21 protein-coding genes and 2 riboswitches are annotated in these 26,023 nt (G+C 39.7%); of the genes, 8 read left to right on the top strand and 13 right to left on the bottom strand.

The features are described 5' to 3' along the window. Positions 1-44: 44 nt before the first annotated feature. Positions 45-2,168, top strand: coding sequence for an outer membrane beta-barrel family protein (locus tag BBI00_RS21710; RefSeq protein ID WP_065400926.1), 2,124 nt, complete (start codon positions 45-47; stop codon positions 2,166-2,168). Between the two features lie 30 nt (positions 2,169-2,198). Then, the gene (locus tag BBI00_RS21705) at positions 2,199-3,038 is read left to right on the top strand and encodes a DUF5694 domain-containing protein (protein ID WP_065400925.1); all 840 of its coding nucleotides are present in this window, start codon (positions 2,199-2,201) and stop codon (positions 3,036-3,038) included. A gap of 66 nt (positions 3,039-3,104) precedes the next feature. On the opposite strand, the gene BBI00_RS21700 is transcribed toward BBI00_RS21705, so the two are convergent. Then, positions 3,105-5,849: a TonB-dependent receptor plug domain-containing protein gene (locus BBI00_RS21700; protein WP_065400924.1), complete on the bottom strand. Its 2,745-nt coding sequence runs from the start codon at positions 5,847-5,849 to the stop codon at positions 3,105-3,107. A gap of 288 nt (positions 5,850-6,137) precedes the next feature. Further along, a riboswitch (SAM-I-IV-variant riboswitch) is annotated at positions 6,138-6,235 on the bottom strand. Positions 6,236-6,354: 119 nt separating this feature from the next. Between BBI00_RS21700 and BBI00_RS21695 the strand changes: the two genes are divergently transcribed. Beyond that, a complete protein-coding gene (locus BBI00_RS21695) occupies positions 6,355-8,583 on the top strand; it encodes a TonB-dependent receptor domain-containing protein (protein ID WP_065400923.1) in 2,229 nt (742 codons plus the stop codon). A gap of 202 nt (positions 8,584-8,785) precedes the next feature. Here BBI00_RS21695 and BBI00_RS21690 read toward each other — a convergent pair whose 3' ends face one another. The 12 genes from BBI00_RS21690 to BBI00_RS21635 all read right to left on the bottom strand — a co-directional run bounded on the left by BBI00_RS21690 (position 8,786) and on the right by BBI00_RS21635 (position 19,825). Further along, a complete protein-coding gene (locus BBI00_RS21690) occupies positions 8,786-9,493 on the bottom strand; it encodes a HesA/MoeB/ThiF family protein (RefSeq protein ID WP_065400922.1) in 708 nt (235 codons plus the stop codon). 19 nt (positions 9,494-9,512) lie between these two features. Further along, complete coding sequence (gene thiH, locus BBI00_RS21685) at positions 9,513-10,631, bottom strand: 2-iminoacetate synthase ThiH (RefSeq protein WP_065400921.1); 1,119 nt, start codon at positions 10,629-10,631, stop codon at positions 9,513-9,515. An 8-nt stretch (positions 10,632-10,639) separates the two neighbouring features. Then, on the bottom strand, positions 10,640-11,416 hold the full coding sequence (locus BBI00_RS21680) for a thiazole synthase (RefSeq protein ID WP_065400920.1): 777 nt from the start codon (positions 11,414-11,416) through the stop codon (positions 10,640-10,642). Positions 11,417-11,461: 45 nt separating this feature from the next. Then, entirely contained in the window at positions 11,462-12,094 is a 633-nt protein-coding gene (locus tag BBI00_RS21675) for a thiamine phosphate synthase (protein ID WP_065400919.1), read from the bottom strand. A gap of 7 nt (positions 12,095-12,101) precedes the next feature. Next, on the bottom strand, positions 12,102-12,698 hold the full coding sequence (locus BBI00_RS21670; protein WP_065400918.1) for a thiamine phosphate synthase: 597 nt from the start codon (positions 12,696-12,698) through the stop codon (positions 12,102-12,104). Beyond that, positions 12,695-14,506 carry a phosphomethylpyrimidine synthase ThiC gene (gene thiC / locus BBI00_RS21665; RefSeq protein ID WP_065400917.1) on the bottom strand — a complete coding sequence of 604 codons (1,812 nt, stop codon included), beginning with the start codon at positions 14,504-14,506 and terminating at the stop codon, positions 12,695-12,697. Before thiC ends, BBI00_RS21670 begins: the two co-directional genes overlap by 4 nt. Before the next feature lie 25 nt (positions 14,507-14,531). Further along, positions 14,532-14,756: a sulfur carrier protein ThiS gene (gene thiS / locus BBI00_RS21660; protein WP_228394813.1), complete on the bottom strand. Its 225-nt coding sequence runs from the start codon at positions 14,754-14,756 to the stop codon at positions 14,532-14,534. A 39-nt stretch (positions 14,757-14,795) separates the two neighbouring features. After that, positions 14,796-14,892, bottom strand: a riboswitch (TPP riboswitch). Between the two features lie 107 nt (positions 14,893-14,999). Further along, a complete protein-coding gene (locus BBI00_RS21655) occupies positions 15,000-17,036 on the bottom strand; it encodes an Ig-like domain-containing protein (RefSeq protein WP_065400916.1) in 2,037 nt (678 codons plus the stop codon). 186 nt (positions 17,037-17,222) lie between these two features. After that, positions 17,223-17,900: an RluA family pseudouridine synthase gene (locus tag BBI00_RS21650; protein WP_065400915.1), complete on the bottom strand. Its 678-nt coding sequence runs from the start codon at positions 17,898-17,900 to the stop codon at positions 17,223-17,225. Between the two features lie 12 nt (positions 17,901-17,912). Further along, entirely contained in the window at positions 17,913-18,230 is a 318-nt protein-coding gene (locus tag BBI00_RS21645; RefSeq protein ID WP_065400914.1) for a hypothetical protein, read from the bottom strand. Between the two features lie 3 nt (positions 18,231-18,233). Further along, a complete protein-coding gene (gene panB, locus BBI00_RS21640) occupies positions 18,234-19,049 on the bottom strand; it encodes a 3-methyl-2-oxobutanoate hydroxymethyltransferase (protein WP_065400913.1) in 816 nt (271 codons plus the stop codon). A 62-nt stretch (positions 19,050-19,111) separates the two neighbouring features. Then, complete coding sequence (locus tag BBI00_RS21635; protein WP_065400912.1) at positions 19,112-19,825, bottom strand: Crp/Fnr family transcriptional regulator; 714 nt, start codon at positions 19,823-19,825, stop codon at positions 19,112-19,114. 88 nt (positions 19,826-19,913) lie between these two features. Here BBI00_RS21635 and BBI00_RS21630 point away from each other — a divergent pair, with 88 nt between their 5' ends. The 5 genes from BBI00_RS21630 to BBI00_RS21610 all read left to right on the top strand — a co-directional run bounded on the left by BBI00_RS21630 (position 19,914) and on the right by BBI00_RS21610 (position 26,005). Then, entirely contained in the window at positions 19,914-22,292 is a 2,379-nt protein-coding gene (locus BBI00_RS21630; RefSeq protein WP_065400911.1) for a heavy metal translocating P-type ATPase, read from the top strand. A gap of 109 nt (positions 22,293-22,401) precedes the next feature. After that, positions 22,402-22,614, top strand: a complete 213-nt coding sequence (gene ccoS / locus BBI00_RS21625; RefSeq protein WP_065400910.1) for a cbb3-type cytochrome oxidase assembly protein CcoS — start codon at positions 22,402-22,404, stop codon at positions 22,612-22,614. A 21-nt stretch (positions 22,615-22,635) separates the two neighbouring features. Continuing rightward, entirely contained in the window at positions 22,636-24,897 is a 2,262-nt protein-coding gene (gene ccoN / locus BBI00_RS21620; protein ID WP_065400909.1) for a cytochrome-c oxidase, cbb3-type subunit I, read from the top strand. A 20-nt stretch (positions 24,898-24,917) separates the two neighbouring features. Beyond that, positions 24,918-25,118: a cbb3-type cytochrome oxidase subunit 3 gene (locus tag BBI00_RS21615; RefSeq protein ID WP_065400908.1), complete on the top strand. Its 201-nt coding sequence runs from the start codon at positions 24,918-24,920 to the stop codon at positions 25,116-25,118. 8 nt (positions 25,119-25,126) lie between these two features. Beyond that, complete coding sequence (locus BBI00_RS21610) at positions 25,127-26,005, top strand: c-type cytochrome (protein ID WP_065400907.1); 879 nt, start codon at positions 25,127-25,129, stop codon at positions 26,003-26,005. The last annotated feature ends 18 nt before the right edge of the window (positions 26,006-26,023 follow it).

Raw genomic sequence — 26,023 nt, 5'->3', positions numbered from 1 at the left:
AGGAAATGTAACACACACAACCTCTAAACTGTCATTTATATACTATGAAAAAGCACATTCTCTCCATAGCAATTTTAGCTTGTTCTTTTGCAGCGGGTCAGACTCAAGATACCGCCCGTGTCAATACAATAGATGCTGTTACAGTCAACGGAAAGAAAGCCCTGGTAGAGCGTAAGGTAGACCGTCTGGTTTACAATGTTCAGAATTCAATGCTTTCTCAGGGAAGTTCCGGAATGGAAGTGCTTGCCGGAACACCCTTACTGAAAGTTGACGAAGATAAAGGTCTTATATCTATCGCAGGGAAAAATGGAGTTTCTGTGATGGTAAATGACCGTATGCTTAATCTTTCCGGCATTGAGCTTATCAACTATCTGAGAAACCTCCGTTCAGAAAACATCCTGAAAATAGAGGTAATCACCACCCCGCCGGCAAAATATGATGCCCAGGGAAATAGCGGAATTATCAATATCGTTCTCAAAAAAAACCAGAATCCCGGATGGAATGGCTACCTGAATACCAACTATACTCAGAAAACATACGCAGGGTTCACCAGTGTGGCTGGTGTAAATTATCAAAATGAAAAATGGAAAGCCTCGGTAAAAGTTCTGGGATATGATGCAGATAAACGTTCCGTGGAAAATTATAAGATCATCGGACAGAATTCTTCTATCAGCAGGGATGACAGACGGGATATGAATGACGGCCTTGGATTAAATGCCAATTTCGATTATTCACTTTCTAAAAATGCCAATATCGGGCTGGTATATGATATTTCAAAAGGTCATTCCGATATGGATATCAGGTCAGAGCAGAGCTATTTTACCTATAATGCCGTAACGTTACAAACTGATACGGATTCTAAGCACCGTTCTGTTTTTACATCACAGATGCTGAATTTATATTTTGATCAGAAATTCGGGGAACATAAATTGAGTCTCGGTGCCAATTATTATGGGAACCTGCCTGATAATAACGTCAATTTTACCACCAGAAACCTGGCAGACAATTCGGTGCAGGTGGTTCGGAATCTTTCTACGGTAGATTATAAAATTTATTCGGGGCAGGCCGATCTTGCATTAAATTTTAAAAAGATCCAGCTGGAAACAGGAGCAAAATACAGTCAGTTTTCCAATGATTCGGATATAGGCTATTTTAATCTGATTCAGGACGGTTATATTATAGATCCGGGCAGAAGTAACCTTTTTAATTACAAAGAGAAAAATTATGCCGCATACCTCAGTGCCAGTAAGGATTTCAGTGAAAAATGGTCTGCCAAAGCCGGGCTTCGTTATGAATACACGCAAACCAACGGCTTTTCACCTACCACGCAGACTGAATCTGAAAACAGGTATGGAAAATTCTTTCCTACGGCATATATCTCCTATAAAGCCAATGAGAATAACCAGTTCAGCATTAATTATTCAAGAAGGATCAACCGCCCTTATTTCCGGGCTTTGGACCCGTTCCGATGGTACTCCAATCCGAGAACCTACTATTCCGGAAATCCAGGCTTGCAGCCTTCTTTCAACCATAATATAGAATTCAATTATATTTTTAAAAATAGATTCTCTGCCAATCTTTATTACCAGAGAACCGTCAATAATTTTGACCAGATCACTTTCCTTGACGGAAAAGATATTACCAGTACCTATTACAATTATTATAATCAGGATAAATATGGGATTAACCTCAATTATACGGACACATTTTTTAAGATCTGGGAAAGCAATATTTCCGCTTCATTCAGCTATAATGAAACACAGATCACACAATTTAATGCTGTTCCAAAAAACGGACAATCGTTCTATTATTCCACCAACAATACTTTTCAGCTCAATAAGGCCAAAACCTTCTTCCTGTTTGTGAATTACTGGCATAATCTTCCTTCCCGTGACGGATACTCTTCCATCAGAAACAGAGCCAGCTTGGATGCCGGAATCAAGATGAGCCTTGTGGAGAAAGCGGTCCAGATCAACCTTTCGGTAAGTGATATTTTTAAGCAGTCCGGATATAAAGCAGATGTGTATTTTGCAGATAATACACAGTCTTTCAACAATTATTGGGATGCCAGAAGGCTGGTACTCAGCATCACCTACAGTTTTGGAAATCAAACAATAAAATCAAATAACAGAGCGGTGAATTTCGAAGAAAAAAACCGTGCACAATAATTTAATAGTAACTTTAAAAAAAATAAACTCATGAAAACCTTAATTTATATTTTTCTTGTATGTCTTTCTACATCAGTATTGGCTCAAAAAAAACCTTCAGATTTTTTTACCAGCCCAAAGACAAAAGTTTTGGTGGTAGGTTCATTCCATTTTGATTACCCTAATCTTGATGCCCATAAAACCAGGAAAGAAGATCAGGTGGATGTGCTTTCTCCTGAAACAGCAAAAGAAGTCACTGAACTTGTAGAATATATCAAAAGATTTAAACCTACAAAGATTGCTATAGAAGCCTGGCCAAGCTGGAATGCCAATCAAAAGCTGAAGGAATACAACGAAGGTAAGCACCGTGACAAAAGAGATGAGCGTTATCAGCTTGCAATGAGAATAGCCAGTGAACTTAAAATCAACGAATTGTTCAGTATTGATGCAGAATCTATTCTGGATGATCTTGAAAAACATTTTGGAAAAACTGATTCTGCATTTTTTAAAAACCTCAGCAAAGATTATGATTTCAGGAGTGATGATCCGGTCTCCCAGCAGTTTATTGCTTTCTACAAGAGTTCTGAGCCTAAAAATTTTAAATCTCTTCTGGACACTTTTACTTACATGAATTCCAAAGAAAGCCATCAGTACGGGTACGGAGCCTATCTGAGCGGTGATTTCAAACTGAGAGAACATGATGGTGCTGATATGCTTGCGCTTTATTGGTACAGCAGGAACCTGAGGATGTTCCGAAATATTCAAAACATTCCGCACAACAGTGAAGACAGAATTCTTGTGATTGCCGGAAACGGGCATGCTGCAGTATTACGACAGCTTTTTACCTCTTCTGCAGAATATGATTTTATAGAGTTTTCATCTCTGAAATAAATAAAAATACAAAAGACAGAGAGCGGATCTCTGTCTTTTGTCATCAAAACTTCTAAGCAGTATATATCAGAAACTGAATTCAATTCTTGCAAATAAGAATCTTCCCCCTATCCCGTACTGGGAAACCTGCCTGGAATAGACAAACTGGTTATCTGCTGTTAATGACGGTATATTGGGGCTTTTAGAAGGCAATATATTGAAGATGTTATTGCTGCCTATTGTTGCCGAAATATTTTTATTAAAATTATACCCTACAGACAGATCTGTTACCAAACGGCTGTTAAGGACAAAATGTTCTGTACCTCCCTTTACTCCATCAAAATCAGCATCTACAACATCTGCATCAGTCACTTTACCAAAAAATGAATTGCGCAGTACGAAAGTAAAGCCGGAAGCCCTTACCGTGTTGGCTAATGTAGCTTTTACATGGGGTACAGCTTCTTCAAAATAAATTCTGTTAGGTTCTGAGAAATAATTATTGATCTGGCTTACCAATTTCGGTGATGCATGGATGTCTCCGATTCTTTTCGTCTGATTAAAGTTGATTCCCAGATTATTCTCCAAAGAAACCCCTGATGAGATTTTTGAATTCTGCGAAATAGTAATATCCAGCCCTTTTGTCTGAGAATCTACTGCATTGGCAAAAAAGTTGGCAGCGCTTGCTCTTGCGAGATCAAAAGCATTCTGTAGAACGGCCTGGTCTGAACCAGGAGTAAAACTTCCATCAGGACGGTAGAAAAGATCAGTTAAAACTACTCTGTCCTTAATCTTTATTAAATAAGCATCTGCCGTGAAAGTCAGGCTTAATGCCGGAATCTTCCATGTAATTCCTGTGCTGTAGGACTGTGAAGTCTCCTGTTTCAATTTTGGGATCCCCAATGCCTGTGCAGCTTCAGAATTATTCCTGAAAGTACCTACCTGTGTTGTTACCCCCTGCTGGATCAAAGTAGAAGTGGAACTGTAATAGATCTGGGCCAATGAAGGCGCTCTGAACCCCGTGGAAACAGCACCTCTCCAGTTCAGGTTGGGAGCCACCTTTACATTGGTTGCCACCTTATAATTGAATGTAGACCCGAAGTCTGAATAATTCTCGTATCGTAAAGCTCCTTCCAACAGCCAGCCATCAGTAACTTCCAACTCGGCATCAGCATAAGCTGCAATACTGTTTCTGTTTCCTGACACTGCATTTTCCGGGCTGAACCCTGGGAAAACCTGGGCTCCGGCCGGTCTTATATTCTTAAAAAAGTCAGTTACTTTTTCATTTTCAGGCGTTTGAGCGGTTACCACACGGCCAAAAATATCGTATGAGGCATAAGAATTTTCTTTTCCGGCATTTACTTTATAATTTTCATGCCTGTACTCGCCCCCAAATGCAATGTTCAACCCCTTCAGTACATCATATTTTTTGGAGAAATCAAGATTGACGGTATTTTGTGAAAATTCAGATCCTCCTGCATCAAAAGTTCTTGGAGAATTATCTGTAAGCGATGCATTAAAAGTATTTACGACCCCGAAACCGAAGGTATTTTTTCCAAATGTATTGCTGAAATCTACATTCCAGCCGTTCCATTTTCCTTTGATTCCGGCAGCAAGAGAATAGTCATTTACTGTTGCTTCAATTTGAGGAAGATATCCGTTGGGCGTAATTGAATTTATATTTCTCTCATTGTTCGGAAGCCTGTAAAATCCTCCGGCATTTCCAAGACGGTAGCTGTAGCCTCCAAATGAGTAGACTTTCCATTCATCACTAAGAGGAATTTCAGAATTAAAAAAGAGCTGCCCGGACTGTAATTTAGACTGGCCTGCCCTCAAGCTGAAATCTTTCCTTTCCAATCCTCTGTAATTAAGTTCCTGAGAGGTAAAATCCCTGTCCAATATTTTTTGAAGATCAGCAATACTATTTGCCCCTGAGATTTGAGACTGAAAATCATTCCCAAAATAATCTACCTTCACTGCATATTGCTTGATTGTGTTGATAATTTGCTGGGAATTGGGAGTATTGGTAATATTTTTATACAACCCGTCAATATTAATTCCATCCTGTAAAGCCCTGTAATGAATGGCATTATAAGCATTGAAAATATCTCCGTTTCTTACTCCGGCCCTCGAATAAGGATCCCGGTATTGGGCAGAACCAGTAACGTTAAAGAATCCTGTTTTTCCTATTCTGGCTCCATAATTAAGATCTACAGAAATGGTCTGTCCATCTATTCCACCAGAGAAATTATTGGTAACAGGAGAAGCATACCCTCCTAAAAATACCTGTCCGGAAAGTCCCAATCTTTTTTTCAATCCCAGGTTTACCACTCCGGCAATGGCATCGGACCCATATTGGGCAGAAGCACCGTCCCTTAAAACTTCAATTTTTTCTAAAGCAAAGGCAGGAATAGCATTAAGGTCGGTTCCCACAGAACCTCTTCCCGGAGTAAGGGTAACATTAATAAGCGAAGACTGATATCTTCTTTTTCCGTTTACCAGCACCAGAACCTGATCCGGGCCTAATCCCCTCAGGAGCGCAGGATCTACAAAATCAGTTCCATCATTAACGGTATGTGAAGTTGATGAAAATGAAGGTACAATGTAATTTAAAGCCTGGCTGATATTATTGGCCGGACTTTGTTTTAAGATTTTTGAAATATTAATGATATCTACCGGAACCGGGGTATCTGTTAATGATCTTCCTGAACCTCTTGATCCAAGAATCACCACATCTTCTATTTTCTTAGATTGTAAAGTATCCTTCTGTGCGTAATAAAATGTAGAGATAAGCGTAATGGAAGGAATAAAAATTTTTTTTCTGAAATTATGCATGTTGTTATTTTTTTATTGTCAGGTTTTTTCAGGCAATGCAATTCCTGTAACCTTAAAGTTGTAAGGTTACCAGAGCATTCGAAATGTTTGTATTATTTTTTAGAAATAGAACGGCTAGAAACAACAGCACATGCGCATGTAGAAATGGCATGAGAACATATCAGAGTAATGAAGATTCCCTTCATGATCCGAAGAATAAAAAAGTACTGATGAAATGTGATTTCCCTTCTTTTTAAACATTTGATTTTAGCTTTAAAACAAAAAATTCAAGATGGGAGTAATGATAGAATGATAAACATTTTTTCCGGAAGATCCGGCTTATCGCTTGCAGCACCTTGCTTGTTTTTGCAGGTTGCTATCCCATCTAGAGATTCTTGATAATTACCCGGCAAAGATATAATTATTTCGGAAATAAAAAAATATTCACCCTAAATTTTCGATTTTCAACATTTTACCGTAACAAATGATCTTTTTCTGCGTCTAACCGGATATTAGTAAAAACATTATGAAAAAAACTATATTCGCTTTGTCACTCCTGGGATCTGTGTTTGTCTTTTCTCAGGAAAAAGAGAATGCTGCTTCTAAAGAGAAACAAATTGAAGGGGTGGTGATCACCAAAACTAAAAAAGCCGTTGAACAAAAGGCAGACCGTACTATTTTTGATTTTTCTGAACAACCTCAACTGAATAACGGAAACGTGCTGGAAGGAATCAAAAAGCTTCCGGGACTTGTTGCAACGGATATTGCAGGAATGATGTACCAGGGAAAAATGCTGGATGTTTACCTCAACGGAAGACCTTTGAATATTACTTCCAACGAATTGAATTCTTTCCTCGAAGGAATGCCCGCCAATTCTGTAGAAAGAATCGAAGTAATTACCCAGCCCGGAGCCGAATTCCCGGCAACTTCAGGAGGGGCCATCATGAATATTATTACGAATAAAAATGCCAATAAATATTTAACAGCAACGTATTCCGGAAATTATTCATTTTCGAATTATGATAAATACAGAAGCAGAACAACCAATTCCCTTAATCTGAACGCAAGAAATAAATATTTCGGCTGGCAGCTGAATGTAGGGCAAAACTATCGTGAAAGTATGCTTAACGGAAAACAGGATGAGCTTCTGGACAGCAATACGGACCGACTGGGAAGAGGTTACTTTGCAAAATCAGGAATAACATTCGATTTAGGGCAAGACCGTCTATTATTAAATTACGATATCTATCACAATAATAATGACAATTACACCCTGAGTAAGGGTCATGGAGATTTACCTTTTGATAATAATAAAAATGATCTGAGAGAGGCTTTTTATACTTCTTCAGATGTTGCCCATACGAATAGTTTGAGACAGGAAGCTGTTGTAACCTACCAGAAACGTTTTGCAGATAAATCTCAAAAACTGGATTTTCAGTTTGGTTATACAAGATCAGACAGTAAATTTTCTCAGGACAACTTCTTTCAGGATGGAAATTTTGCTGCGGATCCCCAACCTCCGATCAACAGTGCTATGAGTGGCGTAAAAGATCTTCTGAACAATAAATCCGTGATGAATATTGCCAATTTCAAAGTAGATTACGCTCAGCCTATCAAGCTTCTTGATGGTGGAAAAGTAAGCTTTGGAGGATTGTATGAAAGACAGGATTACGATACTGAAAGTTTTGGCTTAACCAATCTTGAATATCAGAGACAGACCGCCTCTATGTATTTGGAATTTCAGGCTAAACTGAAAAAGTTTGATTTCACCTTGGGTTCAAGGGCTGAAAATTATGATATTTCAGGGATAACAAGGTTTTTCAATAAAGAAGAAAAGCTGACAGAAGCCAGTCTGACTCCTTTCAATAAATTCAAGTTTTTCCCCAATGCAAGTGTGCAGTATAATATGATGAATCAGGTTTCTATTGCTGCCAATTACAACAGAAAAATAAGCCTCCCAAGTATTTCTGCCTTAAACCCGAATAACGTAACTTTCTATGGCCCCAATACGGAAGTAAGCGGTAACCCAAATCTGCAGCCTACTATTTTTGATAATTATGAAATAAAAATCTCAGCTTTCGATTATGCTTTCATCGGGTACAGCGTAAGTTCAGCAAACAACCAGGTAGCACAGATTATCAGAAAGGACGGCAGAAAACTATTCAACCAGCAGATGAATATTTCAAATATGAAAATTCACAATTTCAATGTAGGTCTTCCGGTTCCGTTTCAGATTTTCACCAAATCGATCGGTGAAATTATGAAATCCAACTTCAATCCTGACAAGATGAATTTCATGTACATCTATGCAGGATATCAGAAGCATGAAATTGATAACCTTAACAATAAAGGGTTCTGGATTTTCAATGTGATGACTCAGTTACTTCTTCCAAAAGATATTAAACTGACAGCCAATTACAGCTATCTGACGCCTAAAGCAGGATATTTCTACTTTACAGCAGAGAAGCCGTTCAACAATAATTTAGATATTACATTAACAAAGAAGTTTATGAACAACCGTCTTACTGTATCTGTTTTTGCCAATGATATTTTCAACGGACAGGTTATGCAGGTACGTTCTAATCCTCCATTGGGAGAGAGCGCGATGCTGAGATCCAAGTATGACTCAAGAAACTTCGGAATTTCCATCAATTACAAGATTCCGACAAAGAATAAACTGGCAAAAGAAGATCCTAATATCCTTAATAGCACCAAGAAAGAAGATAATGGTGGTGTTATGCAGCAAGGACAGTAATTTTTCATCGAATAATGATACAGAAGGAGGCAGTACAATTTACTGCCTCTTTTATTTTTATGGATTATAACAAATCCTTCAGAAATCAAAAGCGTAAGTTTTGGCTAAAGCCGATGGAATTTTGTTATAAAATAAACGGGCTAAAGCCCGTTTCTATTGAATAGTTATAGAATGGAGAAATATTTTTAATCTTTTTAAGCTGTTAAAAATCAATCGTCTGAAATCTCCAATTCAGTGTATCTACCCATGTCATCTGATTTAAAATCACAGGAAGATCAGCTATGATTTTTAAGGTCTGAAGTGCCATCATACTTCCTATGATTCCCGGCAAAGCTCCCAGAACGCCTAAACTGTCACAGTCCGGCATATCTCCGTCAGACGGAGGTTCCGGGAACAGGTCTCTCAGGTTTTTGCTTCCCCGATGATTAAATACAGCCACTTGTCCTGAAAACCCAAGGATACTTCCGTACACCAATGTTTTTTTCAGCTTCACACAGGTGTCATTAACCAGATATCTTGTTGAAAAATTATCAGATCCGTCGATGATGATATCAAACCGGGAAAGAATGTCTGCGGCATTGGCTTCATTGATTTTCTGTTCAATGGGAATCAGATTCACCTGGTGATTAAGGTTTTTCACGAATACCTCAGCACTTTTTACTTTAGACATTCCCGTTCTGTCTTCCGTGTGAATGATCTGACGGTTTAGGTTATGCAATTCTACAAGATCAAAATCTGCAATTCCTAAAGTTCCGACACCGGCAGCCGCCAGATATTGGATAACAGGACTTCCGAGGCCACCGGCTCCCACAACAAGTGCTTTTGATGCCATAATCTTTTTTTGCCCTTCCAGTCCTATTTCATCGATGAATATCTGCCGGCTGTACCGGGAAAAAACATCTTCTTTCATATTTTATTTTAATTGAAATCTAAAATCCACTGTAAACAGAATCCCAGTCTTTCATTACGGGATCATATCCTGATTTTCTGATCATCATCCTGATTTCATCCATACTCCTTTCGTCACTGGTTTCAAACTGTTCTAAAGACTCCTTATCCACAGAATAGCCTCCGGGATTGGTTTTGGAACCTGCGCTCATGGCTGTGGCACCAAGCGAAACGATATTATTTCTGAAGATCTCATTTTCTCTGGTAGATATAGAGATTTCCAGGTCTTCATTCCAGATCCGGTAAGCACAGATCAGCTGAAGCAGGTCTTTATCTTCCATAATAAAATTAGGCTCAATAATTCCTTCAGCCGGTCTCAGCCTTGGAAATGAAACCGAAAATCTGCTTTTCCAATACTGTTTCTGGAGAAAATCAATATGTAATGCGTTGAAAAAGCTGTCTACACGCCAATCTTCCAGTCCAAGAAGCACTCCCAGTCCTATTTTGTGGATTCCTGCCCTGCCAATACGGTCAGGCGTATCCAGACGGAAATCAAAATTTGATTTTTTTCCCCTGGGATGATATTCTTTATAAACCTCCTGATGATAAGTTTCCTGGTACACCAATACGGAATGTACACCTTCCTTGTGAAGAAGACTGTACTCCTCTTCTGCCAAAGGCTGCACTTCAATAGAAATATTGGAAAAATGAGGTTTTAACAGGCGTACAGCATTCTGGAAATAAGGAACTCCCACAATCTTATTGGCTTCTCCGCTTACCAGTAATACATGATTTACATCCATTGACTTCAGGACTGAAGCTTCAACAAGCAATTCTGTATCTGAAAGTGTTTTTCTTTTTAACTGATTATCTAAACTGAATCCACAGTAGGTACAGATATTCTGGCATTCATTGCTGAGATACAGCGGCGCATACAACTGAATCGTTTTCCCGAAACGTTTCTGAGTAAGGGAACGGGTCATTTTAGCCATGATCTCAAGCTCCCCTGAGGCCGCCGGGGAAATCAGATTCAGAAAGTCATCCATTGTTTTATTCTTTTTTTGAAGACTGTAGCGGACGTCTGATAAAGTTACCTTTCTGAGCCTGTTTTTTACTTCATCCCAGCCATATTGATCAAATACATTTCTGAAGCTTTTCATGATTTTGTTTATTCGAATAAAAATGAGGTCAGCGGACTTGAAGCTTCGGCATGGTTGGCTATGGCTCCTAATCCTGATTCAAAGGCTTTTCTTCCTGCAATCACTCCTTCTTTAAAGGCTACAGCCATATTGACAGGGTTTCCGGCCACGGCAATCGCTGTATTGACGAGAACGGCGTCAGCTCCCATCTCCATCGCTTTGGCTGCATCTGATGGTGCTCCTATTCCTGCATCTACCACTACCGGCACATTACTTTGGCTGATGATGATTTCTAAAAAGTCTAATGTTCTCAAGCCTTTATTCGTTCCAATGGGTGCTCCCAAAGGCATTACCACAGCTGTTCCCGCATCTTCCAGCCGTTTACACAATACAGGATCTGCGTGAATATAAGGCATTACTACGAAGCCCAGTTTTGCCAGCTCTTCAGTTGCATAAAGGGTTTCAATAGGGTCCGGCAATAAATATTTCGGATCGGGATGAATTTCAAGCTTTACCCAGTTGGTTTCCAGCGCTTCTCTTGCCAGTTGGGCCGCTAATACAGCCTCTTTGGCTGTTCTCGCTCCTGAAGTATTGGGCAAAAGATGCACTTTTGTTTCCCGCAAGGAGTCCAGCAGGTCATCTTCTGCAGACTGGGCATCAATTCTTTTCAGGGCCATTGTCACCATATCTGTTTCTGAAGCCAAAACGGAAGATGCCATCTCTTTCAGACTTCCGAATTTTCCGGTTCCTAAAAACAGTCTGGATTCAAAAGTACGGTCTGCTATTATTAATTTCTGATGATTCATATCATTATTTATTTTTCAAAGGTCATATATAATCACCTGTCCCGTTTACCGGAAAACTTCGTTATGGGTGATTTCTTTTTTAAATTCTGTAATAAGGGACGGTTGTCTGGTTATTTCTCCTGAAACGGAAACTCCGTAAATTCCGATCTGTAGTAAGGGAACAATATCTTCAGGAGTGACACTGCCTATCGCAAATATCTTAGGAAGAGAATGAGATTTTTCTTTCAGATTCTCTACAATCTGACGATATCCCTCAAAGCCCAATACCGGGCTCAGCTTTTCCTTTGTCGCTGTAAATCGTAACGGCCCCAGCCCTATGTAATCACAGGGTTCGTTCATTCTTTGCAGTACATCAGAAAGGGTATTGGCTGTACCGCCGATTATTTTATGGTCTCCTAAAATAGATCTGGCTGTTTTTACAGAACCGTCATCCAGTCCTAAATGAACACCGTCAGCATCAATGCTTCTTGCCAGTTCTACATGATCATTGATGATGCAAACCGACTGATATTCTGAACATAAACGTTTTGAGACCTCACACAGGCTGATCAATTCCTTTTCAGGCGCATTTTTCCAACGGACCTGTACCCAGCCGATACCATGATCTAAAGCTTTCCGGATATTGGTTTCCTGCTCTTCCCTTGTTTTTCCCTGTGATATATATTGTAACTGTTCCATAGTTGTTCTATTTTTTGATGATGAAAGAATTCTCACTGCATTTCATAAAAACCTTAAGAGGGTCTTCGCTTTCCCAAACTGATCCTAGCAAAGCTGCTCCATCTGCTCCGGCTTCAAAAACTTCGCAGATATTTTCAGGAGTAATTCCTCCCAGCGCGATCAGCTTTACCTCTTTGTTGTCTCTATGTTTAACCTCCTCTATAATTGTAGCGTTTTCACCATATCCTTTTTTAGAAATACTTGGAAAAAACGGGCTTATGAAAGCATATTCCCATTCTTTTCCCAATGCATTGTAAGTGTTCATATCATGTACTGAAGTTGAAATGATATGCCTGTCTGCGAAGGATGTGTACTCACCTTCCAGCCGGTCTTTCTCCCTGACATGAAGTCTTGCAATTCCATAATCCTCTCCCAGCTCATAGTGAGTATGAAGAACTAACCGTGAGCGGAATGAGAGATCAACCTCACTGATAAAACCTGACAGTTCCTGACGGGTAATGTGTGGTTTTCTGATATGAAGCAGATCCAACCCTTTCTGAAACATATGATTAATGATCTCCGTTTCATTGGGAACCATTATTTCAGGCGTGATGACAAGGATCATATATAGATCTCTTTTCCTTTTTCAATAAATTCCTGTGATTTATCCAGCATTCCTTTTTCTGCAGATTCACGGATTTCCTGAGTGATTTTCATTGAGCAGAATTTCGGTCCGCACATTGAGCAGAAGTGCGCAATCTTTGCTCCATCGGCAGGAAGGGTTTCATCATGATAGGCCCTTGCCGTATCCGGATCTAATGAAAGATTGAACTGATCTTCCCATCTGAATTCAAACCTGGCTTTACTCAAAGCATTGTCCCTGTACTGTGCTCCGGGATGTCCTTTTGCGAGGTCTGCTGCGTGGGCGGCCAGTTTATAGGTGATTACCCCAACTTTTACATCTTCTTTATTCGGAAGTCCTAAATGTTCCTTTGGAGTTACATAGCAAAGCATGGCACAACCAAACCACCCGATCATTGCCGCTCCAATTCCTGAAGTAATATGGTCATAGCCCGGAGCAATATCCGTTGTCAAAGGCCCTAAAGTGTAGAATGGTGCTTCATGACATTCTTCCAGCTGCTTTTCCATATTTTCTTTGATCATGTGCATCGGAACATGCCCCGGCCCTTCGATCATAACCTGTACATTGTGTTTCCATGCTATTTTGGTCAGTTCGCCTAACGTTTCCAGCTCTGCAAACTGAGCAGCATCATTGGCATCAGCAATTGACCCCGGACGAAGTCCGTCCCCCAGGGAGAAAGCCACATCATATTTCTTCATGATCTCACAAATCTCCTCGAAATGCGTATATAAAAAGTTTTCTTTATGATGGAACAGGCACCATTTGGCCATAATAGATCCTCCCCGGGATACAATTCCTGTTACTCTACTGGCTGTCAGATGAATATAACGCAGCAAAACCCCTGCATGAATGGTAAAATAAGACACTCCCTGCTCTGCCTGCTCAATCAGTGTATCCCTGAAGACTTCCCATGTAAGATCTTCCGGAACCCCTTTTACTTTTTCTAAGGCCTGATAGATCGGAACGGTACCAATAGGAACCGGACTGTTTCTGATAATCCATTCTCTTGTCTCATGAATATTCTTTCCTGTTGAAAGATCCATAATGGTATCAGCTCCCCAGCGGCAGGCCCAGACAGCTTTTTCCACTTCCTCTTCAATACTTGATGTGACAGCGCTGTTGCCAATATTAGCATTGATCTTGACCAGGAAATTTCTTCCGATGATCATCGGTTCGCTTTCCGGGTGATTGATATTATTCGGGATAATAGCTCTTCCGGCAGCAATTTCATCTCTTACAAATTCCGGAGTAATCTTACTTTTTGGAGTATTGGCTCCAAAACTGTTACCGACATGCTGGCAGGCCATCTCTTTGGGAACAGATTCCAGCTGTTCAATTCTTTGATTTTCCCTGATCGCCACATATTCCATCTCCGGAGTGATGATTCCCTGTTTTGCATAATACAACTGGGTTAGCTCTTTTCCTTCCTGTGCTACTTTAGGTTTATGGTCATAGGAAAAACGCAGTTCATCGAGTTTAGGATCTGCAAGGCGGGCTTTCCCATATTCAGAAGTGATTCCTTCCAGAATACTGACATCCTTTCTATCCAGGATCCACTGTTCTCTTATCCTGGGAAGTCCTTTCTGGATATCGATCACAGCATTTTCATCGGTATAAGGACCTGAAGTATCATAAATGGTTACAGGTGCATTATGTTCAAAGCCTCCATTGGTAAGTTTGGTAGGGCTAAGCTGTATTTCACGCATTGCTACATTGACAGGATGAATTTTTCCTTCAACATATATTTTCTTTGAGTTCGGAAATGGCGAACATGTAATGGAGTGAGCCATAAGTATTGGTATTAAAATATGAGAATTAACCGCCCTGAGTGGCAGTAATAATTAAAACTGAATCGTTGTCTTTGAGGAAGGTTTCCGCCCAGGCGGACAGCGGAATGATACGGTTGTTGAGCGCTACAGCAATTCCTTTTCTTTTTCCGGGCAGCTCTATAGCCAGTAATGCTTCCAGATTCTCAGGAAGTACATCAAATGTTTTTCGGGTGTGGTTGATAATAAGTTCCATTCCTAATAATTTAAACATACTTTAGGAATGGCTGTTATTGTACAATGGAATGTACAGCAAAAGTCATCTACTTTTCCCTACGCTGGTATGATCCAGATCAGGTTCAAAGGGTAAAATCTCAGTCTGTCTATAACAGACACCCCTAAAGCATGGGACGAAGTTAGTTATTTTTTCAGAATGAGCAAAATCGTTTTTTCTGAGAATAAAAAAGGCCGGAGATGCTTACATCTCCGGCCTTGCTGATTGAATTACAACAAATTTTTATTTTTTAATCACTTTTTTCTGTTCCACAGAACCGTCTTTCATTTCCAGAATCAATATATACATTCCGTGCGAAAGGTCGTTCAGCATCAAGGCAGCATCCGGATTAGGGATTGTTCTGATCAGTTTTCCTGTAACATCAGTCACTTTAATGGATTTTACCAGTTCAGGTCTGCTGATATTGACATAATCAGAGAAAGGATTCGGATGTACTTTTACAGTTTCCTTCGTTTGCGTTTCTGAAGTTGACATACAACTTATCTCAGCCGTCACCATAGTTCTTGCAGATTCACATGTAGGGGTAAAATTCAGATTATAGAAATAAAAATAATAAGTTGGGTAGCTTGAAAACGTCGTCCCTGTAATTACCAATTCAGGAGTAGAATAGGGAAATACGGCTCCACCGTTATTTCGGTATAATTTTGCAGTTCCTGTTCTTCTCATGGCATAAGTTCCCGGAGGTAATGAAATATTCAACGGAACCGTCTGTGCCGTTGAATTTCCTGCAACAGTGGTTGTAAAGGGAATAGATGCAAGTGACGTTCCTGATGAGGTAAGAATTTCAATAACTCCATCCTGTCCTACCGTCCCGGGGAATATATCTACAGAATTGAGTGCTATATTGGTTCTTACAGTAAACAACAGATCCCAGTTAGTAGATTCGGCACTGTTTGTTCCTACACCTGCCGGAGATGCAGGCCCCACATTAGTTACATTTCCTGTATTGGCTGCTGCAGCCCAGTAATTTGTAGTAGAAGATATAGCGGGTGTGGTAAATGTATTACCTGTCCCCACCTGATTTCCTCCCGTTTGTGCATCATACCATCTGACAGTAGCTCCGGCATCTGCAGTGGCTGTCAATGTTAAAGTAGCTGAACCCGTTGTACAGGTAGTGGCTCCAGTTGTAGAAGTAAGTGCCGGCGGTGTACACTGAGTTGAAATCTGCACAGGCTGAAGAGACCATACACTTGTATTGCCGCCTCCGCAATTTGCCCTTACCCACACATAATAAGTTGTGGACGGAGCCAAGGATCCGATCTGAACTGAATTTCCCGGAACGTTTTGATGAGTGGGTGTCGTAGCAGAAGTTGGAGGAGTACTGGCAGTACTATAATAGACATCATATCCGGAAGGCATTGTTACATGTGGAGTCCAGGATATATTAACACTGTTATTTGTAGTTGTACCACCTGTGATGCCGGATGGGGCAAAACAGGTTGGCGGAGTCCATGTATAAGTAAGTCCGGCAGACGGCATCCCGGGAATTGCGTTTACTGTATTAAAGGCCTGGGTACTGCTATTGGCCGTTCCTGGTGTAGAGTTCACAAATTCTAATGAGGTTCCATTAAGCCTTGTATTAAAATCGGTGGCAGAGGCTCCTCTTAAACCGATTTGAGCTGTTCCGGAAACGCTGGTACTTCCTGCTAAATATGATCCGTTATTATATACCATTTCGATCACATTAGACGTTTCCTTTAGGCGGATTTGAAATGAAAACGTATACACGGCAGTTGTGGAAGTACTACTGTTGGGTCTGAAATTTTTCCATTGAATAACAATCTCCCTATTGGGCGCGGTACCTGTAGTTTCCCAACTGATATCCCCGGTTGCACCACTGATATCAAAAAAACTGCTTATGTCTTTTCCAAACACAGAGACTGCCCCTTCATAAGCCGTTGTTCCGGATACAGGGGTCGTATATGTTGTAGAAGGAGCCGTGCTCCCAAATGTAATAAATCCGTTTGTAGATACATTTAATGAGTTATATGAGACTCCATTAAATACAAAACCAAAAGGCAATGACAGAGGATAAATATTACTATTAAGGTTGGTAGTAGAAGTATTTCCTGTAGCAGTATCCAATACGGTTCCCGTTATTGGAGCATAAGTTCCCGAAGACTGGGAAAAAGTATAACTGCTCACCTGTGCGTAAGCCAGCTCTTTTCCTCCCAGCAGCAATACCGCTGCCGATACAATGCTTTTAAAATTAATTGTTCTTCTTTTCCGGTGAAAAGAAAATGGGTAAAGTTTTTTCATATCTCGCTAAATTTTTAAGTTTCGGCCAAGATATGAATTTTTAAATAATTAAGTAAATTTAATATTCTTTAAAAAATAAACAGAAACAAATCCAAAACATAATAAAATCAACACACAAATGAAAGAATAAAAAGAGAAACAAAAAAGTGTAATATGAAAAATCCCGCCTGCCTGCGGGATTTCCTTTTATTCTTCACAAGCTCTCCAGATCGCATCATTCTGCGGAACAGGTGCTGTAATTTCAATTTTCTCTTTGGTAACCGGATGAATAAACTCCAGTTTTCTTGCATGCAGGTTGATTCCGCCATCCGGATTGGAGCGGGGAGCCCCATATTTAAGATCTCCTTTGATCGGAACACCCGTTTTTGACAGCTGTGCCCGGATCTGATGATGTCTTCCCGTTTCAAGGTCTATTTCCAGAAGCAGATAATTATCAAGTGTTTTGATCACGTTGTAGGTCAGAATTGCTTCTTTTGCGCCTTCTGTAGCTTTCGGAAAAACGATCGCTTTATTATTTTTTTCGTTTTTCTTTAAATAATGAACCAGTCGCTGGCTCTGAGGAATCATTTCTTTTCCTACAACAGCCCAATAGGTTTTTTTGACCTCACGGTTCTTGACCATCTGTGTAAGGCGGGAAAGCGCTTTGGAGGTTTTTGCATAGATCACCAGACCTGAGGTAGGCCGGTCTATACGATGAACCAAGCCGAGAAAAACATTTCCCGGCTTAGCATCTCTTATTTTTATAAAATTCTTTATGGATTCCAGTAGTGATTCATCACCGGTTTTGTCACCCTGTACAAGCTGACCCACCTTTTTGTTGACCACCAGAAGATGATTGTCTTCATATATAATCTGCTCCTTCATATTGCTGCAGTTCTATCTTCTTCTGTTTGATAATGAAAGGATAATCCCGGCCAGAAGGCCAATGGTTTTAATGGCAGACAGATTTGAACCTTCAGGTATAAATGCTCCGAATACACAGATCGCTGCTGCCGCATACATGGCATAGACAAAGTTTTTATTGGTAAGTAAGGGCGCCTGAATAAAAAAACTCGCTCCTATCAGTACATAAAAAACCTTTCTGGAAAGTAAGTGGTTGATTTCCGGGGAAAACAGGTTGAACCATCCCACTGCAAGACAGATCAGTGCTGCAATAGATAAAATTCCCTGGATAGATTGTTGTTGGTTTTGCATGAATTAATAACTTTCGTTTTCGTTTGGAAACTCTACACTTTTCACATCTTTTACGTATTGAGAAACAGCTCCTGTAATTTCTGTGTAAAGGTCAAGGTATCTTCTTAAAAATTTCGGACTGAAGCCTTTGTTCATTCCTACCATATCATGATAAACAAGAACCTGACCGTCACAATCTGCACCGGCACCGATTCCGATCGTTGGGATAGAAATACTTTCTGTCACCTTTTTTGCCAGATCAGCAGGAATTTTCTCTAAAACAACTGAGAAACAGCCTAATTCTTCCAAAAGCATGGCATCATCAATTAATTTCTGAGCTTCAGCTTCTTCTTTGGCTCTTACTTTGTAGGTTCCGAATTTATAGATCGACTGTGGGGTTAATCCCAAATGTCCCATCACCGGAATTCCGGCATTGATGATTTTTTTGATCGATTTGGAAATTTCTTTACCGCCTTCAATCTTTACTGCATGAGCTCCTCCTTCCTTCATCATCCTTACGGCAGACTCCAGGGCTTTTTCCGGATTACTCTGATATGTTCCGAAAGGCAAATCTGCTACTACCAAAGCTCTGTCAGTTCCTCTCACCACACTTTGAGCATGATAGATCATCTGATCCAGGGTAATGGGTAAGGTCGTTTCAAAACCTGCCATTACATTTGCTGCAGAGTCACCAATCAAAATAGCATCTACTCCACCTGCATCTACCATTTTTGCCGTGGTAAAATCGTAGGCTGTAAGCATTGTTATTTTTTCCTTGTCGAATTTCATTTTACGCAAGGTTTCAGTTGTAACTTTTTTAATTTCAGAGTGAACAGACATAATTGATCTATTTTTTAAAAGTTAAAAAGTCGGCCTTTAGCCGACTTAAGTTTTTATGATTTTTATAAAACTACGTGACCGAGTTTCATGAGTTTGTCGTGATTGAGTATCTTGATGTTTCGCCCATCCACTTCAATCAGGCTGTCCTGTTTGAATTCTGAAATCAGACGGATGGCACTTTCTGTAGCGGTACCGATAATATTGGCAATTTCTTCTCTTGTCAATGAAATCTTGATGAATCCCTCCGGATCTACCCCCAGTTTCTGCTCAAGAAGCAGAAGGATTTCAGCCAGTCTTTCTCTCACCGTTTTCTGAGCAAGGAAAGTAATGGTGTTGGAAGATTCTCCTAATTCGTATGATATTTTCTGAAGCATCACGAAAGACAACTGCGGATCTACTTCCAGAAGATACATAAAGATATCAGCTGGTAAGAAAACACACTCAATGTCTGTCATAGCTTCTGCTTTGGCCTGGAAATTTTCCCCGCAAAGCAAAGAACGATAGCCGATGATATCCCCTTCTTTGATAAATCTTAAAATCTGATCTTTCCCGAAGGCTCCTGATTTCGAAAGTTTAGCGGCTCCTTTTTCAAGCACGAATACCCCTTTCGGAGTTTCGCCATCCTCGAAAATCGTATCGTGTTTCTGAAAACTCAATCTTTTTTTACCGTTAATATATTTTTCAAAATCTGCGCTAGAAAGTCTTTCCTTAAATGATTTATCATTAAAAACTCTGGCGAACCTCTCTTCAATTGCTATCTGTTGTTCCTGCGGCATTTTATATGATATTTATCACAAAAATAGAACTTTTTAACACGATAAACAAAAAAATTTGTTATAATTTTGTAGTTCAATATTTTATGGGGTGAGCGAGAACTGTTTTCATTGTGGTCAAGGTATAGAAAAAGAGAGAATTTTATTTGACGAAAAGACTTTCTGTTGCAACGGATGTAAGTCTGTTTATGAAATTCTGAATACGAATAATTTAAGTAATTTTTACGAGCTGAATAAAGGGGCCGGAATTCGCCCGGGTGACGAAAACGCTACTCAGTTTGATTATCTGGACACTCCTGAAATTTTCGAAAAGGTTACTGATTTCTCTGAAGGAAACACCAGCCTTGTCACATTCAAGATCCCTGTAATACACTGTTCTTCCTGTATCTGGCTTCTGGAAAGCCTTCATACTCTGAACGATCATATCAAATATTCCCAGGTCAACTTCACCAGAAAGACCTTACAGATCTCTTTCAACCATAACGACCTGAAATTAAGCCAACTTGCTAATTTTCTGACCAATCTGGGATATAAGCCGGTCATCAACCTTGAGACTGCCGAAAAAAATGTCGATCACCTGGACAAATCCCTTCTGGTAAAATTTGCTATTGCCGGATTTGCCTTTGGGAACGGAATGTTCCTGGCTTTCCCTGAATATGTGGGAGGTGAAGATTACTGGATGGAACATTACAAAGGGCTTTTCAGGGTCCTGATGTTTTTGCTGGCCTGCCCTGTTGTATTTTATTCTGCGTCTGATTACTACAAATCTGCATGGTACGGACTGAAAAATAAAATTGTCAATATTGATGTTCCTATCGTGTTGGGAATCTTCGTTCTTTTCGGAAGAAGTATCTATGAAGTTGCTACCGACTATGGTCCGGGGTATTTTGACACACTTTGTGGCCTTCTGTTTTTCATGCTGATGGGTAAACTTTTCCAGAAAAGAACGTACAGTGCTCTTTCCTATGACAGGGATTACAAATCTTTCTACCCTATTGCCGTTACCAAAGTAGACTTTGAAGGAAAACAGGAAAACATCCTGCTTTCAGAGGTTAAGGTAGGAGACAGAATTTTAGTTAGAAATCAGGAAATCATACCGGTAGACGCCATTCTGATCAACGGAGAAGGGAATATTGACAACAGTTTTATTACCGGAGAAAGTGAAAGCATCAGTAAGCAGCCGGGAGATAAAATTTTTGCAGGAGGCAAGCAAATTGGTTCTTCTCTTGAGCTGGAAGTCATCAAAGATGTGGATCAGAGTTACCTTACCCAACTCTGGAACAAGGAAGCCTTTAAAAAACACGAAACCGGACTTGATACCCTTACAAACAATATCAGTAAATACTTCACATTTGTCATTCTGGGAATCGCTTTGATTTCAGGAATCTACTGGGCATTTATTGATCTTGAAAAAATGTTCCAGGTTATCTCAGCGATCCTGATCATTGCCTGCCCTTGTGCACTTGCTTTATCTGCTCCGTTTACTTTCGGGCACATTATGAGGATTTTAGGCCGTAATAAATTTTATGTAAAAGATACTTTAACGATTGAAAAGATTGCCAAACTTGATACTATTGTTTTTGATAAAACAGGAACGATTACGCATAGAAAAAAGGCCAATATCAAATATGAAGGCACTGAAATCAGTGAGTTCGACTTATTCAATATTAAAACCTTACTGAAAAATTCAAACCACCCGCTTTCCAAGTCATTATATGAATTTATTGAGGTCAATGACGACTATTTTCCGGTAGAAAATTTCCGGGAGATATCAGGAAAAGGATATGAAGCCAGTGTAAGAGGAAATGTGTACAAGATCGGTTCTGCACGATACAACAATCAGGAACCTAAAAACCTTGAAACAGCGGTTTACATTAGCAAAAACGACCAATTCATTGGAAAATTCATCTTTAAAAACGAATACCGTCCGAAACTTAAGGATCTGTTTACCAAACTTACCCAATACAAAATATTCATCCTTAGCGGGGATAATTCTTCAGAGGAAAGCCAGCTTAAAGAACTGATTCCTCATTACAAAGGAATGGCTTTTAACCAGAGCCCTGAGGACAAGCTAAACTACATTAAAAACCTTCAGGATCAGCACATGAAAGTGGCCATGCTGGGGGACGGACTGAATGATGCCGGAGCCCTAAAGCAAAGTAATGTGGGAATCGCTATTGCCGATGATACCAACAGCTTCACACCTTCTTCCGATGTGATCATGAATGGTGAAAAAGTAGTCACTCTTGACAACTACCTGAACGTCTGCAAAGGCTCGATCACCATTGTGAAAATGACATTTATAATCAGTTTTCTTTATAATATCGTTGGGTTAAGTTACGCTGTTACAGGACATATGCATCCGCTTTTTGCGGCGATCATCATGCCGGTAAGTTCAATTACGGTAGTTACCTTTACTACAATTTCAACATGGATACTGGGTCGAAAATACTTCAAAAAACAGGCTTAAACGCTGTTATTTAGACTGATTTTAAATTAGCTGAAATCGGCATTTCGTGATGAATGTCATTATTTTTCACTAAATTTGAACCCCGAAAATAGGTTAATTTTGTTGTCCAATGGATATTCTATATTTAATGATCGTCTGCAGTGTTTCTTTAGCTGCGATCTTCCTGGTCGTATTTATAGTGTATGCCAAAAAAGGGCAGTTTGAAGATGATGAATCTCCGGCTGTCAGAATTCTTTTTGATGACGAGAGAGTCAAAGAAAAAGATGAGACTGGCGACAAGGATAAAGACGAAAAAGAAATAGGAGAAAATAATAAAAATTGAGAAAAATAGTGAATAGTTGATATGGAAACACAAAAGTTTAGTTATGACAATAGTATTGTCCGTGCGTTCCTCTATGCAACCATTATCTTTGGTTTCATAGGATTTACGTTCGGGCTTACGGCGGCATTAATGCTTTTCTACCCGGAATTACCTGAATTCTTATTCGGTACAGATGATACAACCATCAGAAGTTTATCATCAGGTAATATCCAAGGGTTAATAAACACTCATGGTGCATTTGGTTTTGGTAGAATCAGAATGTTGCACACCAATACCGTAATCTTTGCATTCGTATGTAACATCGTTTATGTTGGGGTATATTACTCTACGCAGAGATTATTAAAAACAAGAATGTATAGTGATACATTGTCTTGGATTCATTTCTGGACTTGGCAGTTTATGATCGTTGCTACGTTCATTACGTTCTTTATGGGGATTAATACTTCTAAAGAATATGCTGAACATGAATGGCCGATCGATATCTTAATCGCTATTTCGTGGATCATTTTCGGGGTTAATATGATTATGACTATTGCTAAAAGAAGGGTAAGACACCTTTATGTAGCGATCTGGTTCTATTTAGGTACCTGGGTTGCAGTAGCAATGCTTCATATCTTCAACAACCTTGAAGTTCCGTTATCATTCTCTGGCTGGAAGTCTTATTCTGCATATGCAGGAGCAAAAGATGCCATCGTACAATGGTGGTATGGTCACAATGCAGTAGCATTCGTATTGACGACTCCGGTTTTAGGTTTGATGTATTATTTCTTACCAAAAGCTGCAGACAGACCGGTTTTCTCTTATAAACTGTCTATTATTCACTTCTGGTCATTAATTTTCGTATATATCTGGGCTGGTCCTCACCACCTTCAGTATACCGCTCTTCCGGCATGGGCACAGGCAGTAGGAACAGGTTTCTCTATTATGCTTATCGCACCATCATGGGGGGGAATGTTAAATGGTCTTCTTACCTTAAGAGGAGCCTGGGATAAAGTAAGAGAAAATCCTATCCTTAAGTTCTTCGTAGTGGCTGTTACCTGTTATGGTATGGCAACATTTGAAGGCCCGCTTTTAGCAACAAAAAACATCAACAAAATTGGTCACTTTACAGACTGGGTTATCGGTCACGTACACTTAGGAGCTCTTGGATGGAATGGTTTCATGGCATTCGGGGTTATCTATTACCTGGTACCAATTATGTGGAGAACAAAACTTTGGTCTGTAAAATTAGCTAACTGGCATTTCTGGTTAGGGACTTTAGGAATCATTTTCTATGCAGTACCAATGTATATTTCAGGATTCACACAAGGATTAATGTGGAAACAGTTCAACCCGGACGGAACCTTATTATGGAAAAACTGGTTGGATACTGTAACGGCTATTATCCCTTACTTCAAAATGAGATTCGTAGGAGGGTTATTCTATATTTCAGGAGCTATCCTGATGATCGTAAACGTAATTGCTACCGTAAGAAAAGGATCATTCCAGAAAGAAGTTCCTGCTGAAGCACCTGCATTGGCCAATATCGGAAACAAACGTAAAGAAGGAGAAGGATTCCACCTTTGGCTGGAAAGAATGCCGATGTTACTGACAGTGTTATCATTGTTTACCATTTCAATCGGTAGTATGGTGGAAATCATCCCTACCCTATCCCTTAAGAAAAGTGTTCCTACCATTTCTGCTGTGAAGCCTTATTCACCGCTTGAATTAGAAGGTAGAGATATCTATATCCGTGAAGGATGTAACGCTTGTCACTCTCAGATGGTAAGACCGTTCAGAGATGAGATCGTAAGATTCAACGGTAAAAACGGACAGTACTCCAAAGCTGGAGAATTCGTATACGACAGACCATTCCTATGGGGTTCTAAGAGAACAGGACCGGATTTACATAGAGAAGGAGGTAAAAACCCAAGTTCTTGGCACTACAAGCACATGTACAACCCAAGATCTACTTCTGCAGGTTCCATCATGCCTCGTTACCCTTGGCTGATCGCTAACAACTTAGACAGATCTAAAATGGTAGACAAAATGAAGCTGATGAAGAATACATTTGATGTACCTTATACTAAGGCTCAGATTGATTCTGCAGATAAATGGGCAAACAACCAATCGGCAAAAATTGTAAAAGATATCTTCTCTGAAGCCAATGACCTTAAAGAGGCATATGCTAAAAAACCTCAGGGAGAATTAGAGAAAAAAGAAATCGTAGCTCTTATTTCTTATCTTCAGAGACTGGGAACTGATATCAAAACAACTGAAATCAAAACAGCAAGTAATAACTAAAAAAACATTAAAAGGTTCATATGATTCCTCAGAACTTTAAAGATATATTATCCAATACAGACAATGCTGGTTTTTACCAGACACTGGCTCTGATTTTCTTTATGCTGTTCTTCGTAGCTTTGATTATCTATGTTTTTAGCAAGCCTAAGAAATACTACAAAGAAGAAGAAGAAGCACCTCTGCAGGATGATGAAGATGACGATTTTAATTTAAAAAATTAGACTATTTTATGAAACAAAGAACACCTGTTGTCGTAAACATCTTAATAATAATCGGACTTTTAATCGTTTTTTATTATTTGTTTGTACAAAGTTATGCATTCTTAGGTTCGCCTTACTTCTGGGGAACTGTTGTGATCGCTGGTATTCTGGCTTATATTCACAGTGCCATCGGAGACCTTATTGAAAACAACAAATTCAAAAAATTATCTCCTGAAGAAAAAGCAGCTTACCTGGCTGAAAAGAAAATTCCTTTCTTCAAAAGAATGTATGCAGCAGCTTTCAAAAAGCAATCGGATACAGAAGAAAAAGATATCCTTATCGACCACGGATTCGATGGAATCATGGAGCTGGATAACCAATTACCAAAATGGTGGGTAGGTTTATTCTATTTTGGGACTGCTTTTTGTATTGTATATATCGCAGCATACTCTTTCACAGATTTCGCACACCCGCTAAGCGAGTATGAGAAAGAATATAAAGAGCAGATGGCTGCTATTGATAAGTACATGAAAGAACAGCCTCCAGTAACGATTGAATCTGCAAAATATTCAGCAGATAACATTGCAGCCGGAGAGGAAGTATTCAAAACTAACTGTGTTTCTTGTCACTCTGATGGTGGTAGAGGAGGTATCGGACCCAACCTTACCGATAACTACTGGCACAACCAGCCTGAAAAAACCTTATTCAAAAACGTATTCCACGTTGTAGAAAATGGGGTAACAGGTACGGCAATGCAGGCTTGGGGTAAAAATGGGGTATTAACAGGTGCTGACATCCAAAATGTAGCAGCTTATGTTTACCACATCAACCAGGAGCAACCGCCAATTACTCCTGCTCAAGGAGGAGCGACACCATATGGTGAGGAAGCACATTGGGAAAAAGAGTAATTTAGAAAATTAGAAAAC

It is taken from the genome of Chryseobacterium arthrosphaerae, assembly GCF_001684965.1.
Classification (GTDB): domain Bacteria; phylum Bacteroidota; class Bacteroidia; order Flavobacteriales; family Weeksellaceae; genus Chryseobacterium; species Chryseobacterium arthrosphaerae.
This window is presented reverse-complemented; position numbering and strand designations above follow the sequence as displayed.

Bases quoted from the DNA above. Each gene is read 5' to 3' on its own strand.
- BBI00_RS21710 (WP_065400926.1), top strand. From the start codon at position 45: ATGAAAAAGCACATTCTCTCCATAGCAATTTTAGCTTGTTCTTTTGCA.
- BBI00_RS21705 (WP_065400925.1), top strand. From the start codon at position 2,199: ATGAAAACCTTAATTTATATTTTTCTTGTATGTCTTTCTACATCAGTA.
- BBI00_RS21700 (WP_065400924.1), bottom strand. From the start codon at position 5,849: ATGCATAATTTCAGAAAAAAAATTTTTATTCCTTCCATTACGCTTATC.
- BBI00_RS21695 (WP_065400923.1), top strand. From the start codon at position 6,355: ATGAAAAAAACTATATTCGCTTTGTCACTCCTGGGATCTGTGTTTGTC.
- BBI00_RS21690 (WP_065400922.1), bottom strand. From the start codon at position 9,493: ATGAAAGAAGATGTTTTTTCCCGGTACAGCCGGCAGATATTCATCGAT.
- thiH (WP_065400921.1), bottom strand. From the start codon at position 10,631: ATGAAAAGCTTCAGAAATGTATTTGATCAATATGGCTGGGATGAAGTA.
- BBI00_RS21680 (WP_065400920.1), bottom strand. From the start codon at position 11,416: ATGAATCATCAGAAATTAATAATAGCAGACCGTACTTTTGAATCCAGA.
- BBI00_RS21675 (WP_065400919.1), bottom strand. From the start codon at position 12,094: ATGGAACAGTTACAATATATATCACAGGGAAAAACAAGGGAAGAGCAG.
- BBI00_RS21670 (WP_065400918.1), bottom strand. From the start codon at position 12,698: ATGATCCTTGTCATCACGCCTGAAATAATGGTTCCCAATGAAACGGAG.
- thiC (WP_065400917.1), bottom strand. From the start codon at position 14,506: ATGGCTCACTCCATTACATGTTCGCCATTTCCGAACTCAAAGAAAATA.
- thiS (WP_228394813.1), bottom strand. From the start codon at position 14,756: ATGTTTAAATTATTAGGAATGGAACTTATTATCAACCACACCCGAAAA.
- BBI00_RS21655 (WP_065400916.1), bottom strand. From the start codon at position 17,036: ATGAAAAAACTTTACCCATTTTCTTTTCACCGGAAAAGAAGAACAATT.
- BBI00_RS21650 (WP_065400915.1), bottom strand. From the start codon at position 17,900: ATGAAGGAGCAGATTATATATGAAGACAATCATCTTCTGGTGGTCAAC.
- BBI00_RS21645 (WP_065400914.1), bottom strand. From the start codon at position 18,230: ATGCAAAACCAACAACAATCTATCCAGGGAATTTTATCTATTGCAGCA.
- panB (WP_065400913.1), bottom strand. From the start codon at position 19,049: ATGTCTGTTCACTCTGAAATTAAAAAAGTTACAACTGAAACCTTGCGT.
- BBI00_RS21635 (WP_065400912.1), bottom strand. From the start codon at position 19,825: ATGCCGCAGGAACAACAGATAGCAATTGAAGAGAGGTTCGCCAGAGTT.
- ccoS (WP_065400910.1), top strand. From the start codon at position 22,402: ATGGATATTCTATATTTAATGATCGTCTGCAGTGTTTCTTTAGCTGCG.
- ccoN (WP_065400909.1), top strand. From the start codon at position 22,636: ATGGAAACACAAAAGTTTAGTTATGACAATAGTATTGTCCGTGCGTTC.
- BBI00_RS21615 (WP_065400908.1), top strand. From the start codon at position 24,918: ATGATTCCTCAGAACTTTAAAGATATATTATCCAATACAGACAATGCT.
- BBI00_RS21610 (WP_065400907.1), top strand. From the start codon at position 25,127: ATGAAACAAAGAACACCTGTTGTCGTAAACATCTTAATAATAATCGGA.